Source organism: Vibrio sp. M260118 (assembly GCF_036533755.1).
Lineage (GTDB): Bacteria > Pseudomonadota > Gammaproteobacteria > Enterobacterales > Vibrionaceae > Vibrio.
This window is the reverse complement of the sequence record NZ_JATABG010000340.1, coordinates 1-3,725: the sequence shown is the minus strand read 5'-3', so window position 1 is coordinate 3,725 and position 3,725 is coordinate 1. Positions and strand designations below refer to the sequence as shown.

Here is a 3,725-nt window from a genome sequence, read left to right as displayed (position 1 = left end):
TGCGGAAGTGGCGGAATTGGTAGACGCACCAGATTTAGGTTCTGGCGCCGCAAGGTGTGAGAGTTCAAGTCTCTCCTTCCGCACCATTATTTATACATCGGTGCTTAGCATTGATATCAGAGTGGCTACGTAGCTCAGCTGGTTAGAGCACATCACTCATAATGATGGGGTCACAGGTTCGAATCCCGTCGTAGCCACCATTCCTTATTGGGATAAATAAATACAACGTCTAATCGACTTTACCAATTGTTGATTACGACTACAGAATTGATGCGGAAGTGGCGGAATTGGTAGACGCACCAGATTTAGGTTCTGGCGCCGCAAGGTGTGAGAGTTCAAGTCTCTCCTTCCGCACCATCATTTGAAGAAACCCAGCTTTATAGCTGGGTTTTCTTTTATCTGCTCAAATTATCTCTACCTCTCCCTATTCAGGGCCTAAATCACAGTGATAAATCGTCATACAGTTACACAGTTTATACCTAGATCAAGGATAGATACATGCAGCTAGCGATTGAGTAATACCAATCGCACTAATTAAATGTTCAGAAAATTGCTTAGGAAAAACCATTTAGAAAAAGGCAAAGATTGCAGCTAGCTAGTTGTTCTACCTACACCTTCTTTAACTAAGAGATAGCTTTAACGCAGTTATCAGTGGTTTTAACAAGCAAGAATGATCAGGTAATTGGTGTGATTGGTATAAACATAAAAAATCCAGCCGAGGCTGGATTTTTTATTAAGTCATGACTTCTTGTTCTAAGAAACTACTTTCTTAGCCTAAAAGCCCCAACGCTGAGTTGGGCGCTTGCTTTGCTTGCGCAAGAACAGAACTTGACGCTTGCGATAGGATCTGAGACTTAGTAAGAGCCGTTGTCTCTTTCGCAAAGTCGGTATCCTTGATACGACTCTTAGACGCATTCACATTTTCGTTGATGTTGTCTAAGTTGTTAATCGCATGATTGAAGCGGTTCTGGAACGCACCTAACTCAGCGCGATGACTGTCTACAAACTTCAATGCAGAGTCAACGATCGCCACAGCTTCTTGTGCGCCACCTACAGTAGTCACATCCATGGTGTTAACAGTTTTAGCTTCTGCTGCTCCAATGCTTAGTTCACCTGCAAGCGAGCCACCAAATGTTGCCGTGCCTTCAACTTGGTTATTGTCAGTAAACAGCTGTAGCTTACCATCTTGGTCTACAGACGCTGTTATCATGTCCGTTTGACCGTTAATATAGGTCGCTAGCTGCTCAATATCATCACCCTCTTTCGCTGTGATAGAGATATTCTGCGCTTGACCAAATTTGTCGGTAAGATCAATCGTTAAATCGTTCGCACCAGCTTGAACAACCCAGTCTTTGTCTTGACCATTAGCGGCGACATAGCTATTACCACCCATCTGTGCGTTATCACTACGCATATTGTTTAGGGTAAGCATGACTGCCTCACCGTTGTCTGCACCGATCTGAAAAGATTTGGTAGAGAAAGTACCGTTGAGTAGCTTGTTACCACCAAACGAAGTGGTTTCCGCAATACGATTTAGTTCGTCGTTAAGCGCTGTAACCTCTTCTTGGATTGCAACACGCTCAGACTTAGAGTTTGAACCGTTCGCTGATTGAAGTGACAAGTCACGCATACGTTGTAGAATGTTGGTTGTTTCGTTCATCGCGCCTTCAGCAGTCTGCGCCATCGAAATACCATCGTTCGCGTTACGTACAGCAACATCTAAACCACGACTTTGAACATTCAAACGGTTCGAGATTTGTAGACCAGCTGCATCATCTTTTGCGCTGTTAATCTTGAAGCCAGATGAAAGTCTTTCCATCGACGTTTGCTGGGCACTTGTCGCACTGTTTAAATAACGCTGTGCTGTCATTGCCGAAACGTTTGTATTTACATTAACCGCCATAATAGGTCTCCTATTGATTTCCGTACACCGGAGGTAAAGGGTTTCCGACGTCTCGGTAAACCAATTAGTTCTCTCAAAGTACCCTTGTTAACGACGTGAACTTGATTATCTTTAGAGCTAATTGGTCGATTATTTAAAAAATCGAAGGAATAGAATCAGATAGAGAAGCCTTAGACATATATGAAATTAATTGCTAAAGATTTTACGATATCGGCCGATATTGTGCGGTTTTATTGTATTTGATTGGCATAAAGAGAGGTAGATGCCGCCGAGTAAGAATCAGCAGATGGTATTTCGCGGTGAGGTAAAGTTTTCTTTAGGCAAAAGAAAAGCCCCTTTCCTTTGAGAGAACCGGGGCTATTTTGGTAGCCAAATGCTAAGGAGATCGAGAGAAATGATCATAGCTTGACTGCCGTGCTACATAAGTGACTCCAGTTATGGAGCAGGTGTGAGAGAGAGCTCCATTACCTAATCACTCATGTTTGCCGTCAAAATCCCACTGACCCTACGTCTAGGTTAATGCCAGTGTTCAATTTGACCACTACTGCAATAGAGTCATTGCAGAGTTAGGCAACTGTTTTGCTTGAGCAAGTATTGATGTACCCGCCTGTTGCAGAATTTGTGCTTTCGTCATCGCTGTTGTCTCTTTCGCGAAATCAGTGTCGCGAATTCGACTGTTCGATGCTTCAACGTTTTCTTGGATATTAGCCAGGTTGTTGATGCTGTGACTTAGTCGGTTTTGCTTCGCGCCTAGATCCGCACGTTGTGAATCAACATACTTCAGCGCAGCATCAATGATACCAACTGAGTTTTGAGCGCCACCAACAGTACGTACATCAATGCTTTGTACTGTCGTTGCAATGCCCGGCCCACCAGCTAAACCAAGTTCGCTAGCCAGGCCACCAGAGATGTTTAGGTTACCTTGCAAGTTTGGTTCTGCTGCAAAGATCTGTAGTCGACCATCCTGATCAACAGACGCTTTTAGCTTATCAGTTTGACCATTAATGTAGGTTGCTAACTCTTCGATATCGTCGCCTTCTTTAGCTAGAACATCTAAGGTAATCGCTTCACCATCTTTAGTCGTAAACTCAAACTTAAGATCTTTTGCCGCAGGTGGTACGCCCCAGTTTTTATCTTTTGCTTTTTCAGCATCAGAAATAAACGTCTGGCCCCCCATACGATAGTCATCTGCACGAATGCTTGTTAGACCCATGATGATAGCTTCACCCGAGCTAGCACCGATTTGGAATGACGCTTCACCAAACGAGCCGTTCAATAGCTTACGGCCACCAAAAGAGGTCGTTTCAGCGATACGGTTAAGTTCGTCTTGCAGTGCTGAAACTTCTTCGTGAAGAGCTTGTCGCTCTGATGCTGAGTTAGTGCCGTTCGCCGATTGCAACGACAAGTCACGAATTCGTTGAAGAATAGACGTTGATTCGTTCATCGCACCTTCAGCTGTTTGCGCAATAGAGATGCCGTCATTCGCATTTCTCATTGCGACATCTAGACCGCGAGACTGGGCTGTCAGTCTGTTCGAAATCTGTAGGCCTGCGGCATCATCTTTAGCACTGTTAATTTTTTGGCCCGATGATAGACGCTCCATCGAGGTATTAAGATCCCCGGTCGCCTTATTTAAGTAACGTTGGGCGGTCATCGCCGACACGTTAGTGTTTACTGTAATGGTCATACTTTGCTCTCCTATTGAGTTCGCAAGTGCTTGCGAAGCGGCCAGCTTTGTCTCATTGGGAAGCACTGACCGTAAATGACTTGCTAAGTAGGTCTCATGCCTACTTAAACGAATTAGTTTAACTCTGTATTGATT

2 protein-coding genes and 3 tRNA genes are annotated in these 3,725 nt (G+C 44.2%); 3 read left to right on the top strand and 2 right to left on the bottom strand.

The window, feature by feature from the left end:
* The first annotated feature begins 1 nt into the window (after position 1).
* The 3 genes from QTO00_RS16305 (at position 2) to QTO00_RS16295 (ending at position 357) form a co-directional block, all read left to right on the top strand.
* A tRNA-Leu gene (locus tag QTO00_RS16305) sits at positions 2 to 86 on the top strand.
* Between the two features lie 37 nt (positions 87 to 123).
* Positions 124 to 200, top strand: a tRNA-Met gene (locus QTO00_RS16300).
* A 72-nt stretch (positions 201 to 272) separates the two neighbouring features.
* A tRNA-Leu gene (locus QTO00_RS16295) sits at positions 273 to 357 on the top strand.
* A gap of 412 nt (positions 358 to 769) precedes the next feature.
* On the opposite strand, the gene QTO00_RS16290 is transcribed toward QTO00_RS16295, so the two are convergent.
* Together QTO00_RS16290 and QTO00_RS16285 are read right to left on the bottom strand one after the other, a co-directional pair.
* Positions 770 to 1,903, bottom strand: coding sequence for a flagellin (locus QTO00_RS16290; RefSeq protein WP_038208195.1), 1,134 nt, complete (start codon positions 1,901 to 1,903; stop codon positions 770 to 772).
* Between the two features lie 541 nt (positions 1,904 to 2,444).
* A complete protein-coding gene (locus QTO00_RS16285) occupies positions 2,445 to 3,590 on the bottom strand; it encodes a flagellin (protein ID WP_331425731.1) in 1,146 nt (381 codons plus the stop codon).
* Between the last annotated feature and the right edge of the window lie 135 nt (positions 3,591 to 3,725).

Excerpts from the sequence above, each read along its gene's own strand:
- QTO00_RS16290 (WP_038208195.1), bottom strand. The coding sequence starts at position 1,903 with ATGGCGGTTAATGTAAATACAAACGTTTCGGCAATGACAGCACAGCGT.
- QTO00_RS16285 (WP_331425731.1), bottom strand. The coding sequence starts at position 3,590 with ATGACCATTACAGTAAACACTAACGTGTCGGCGATGACCGCCCAACGT.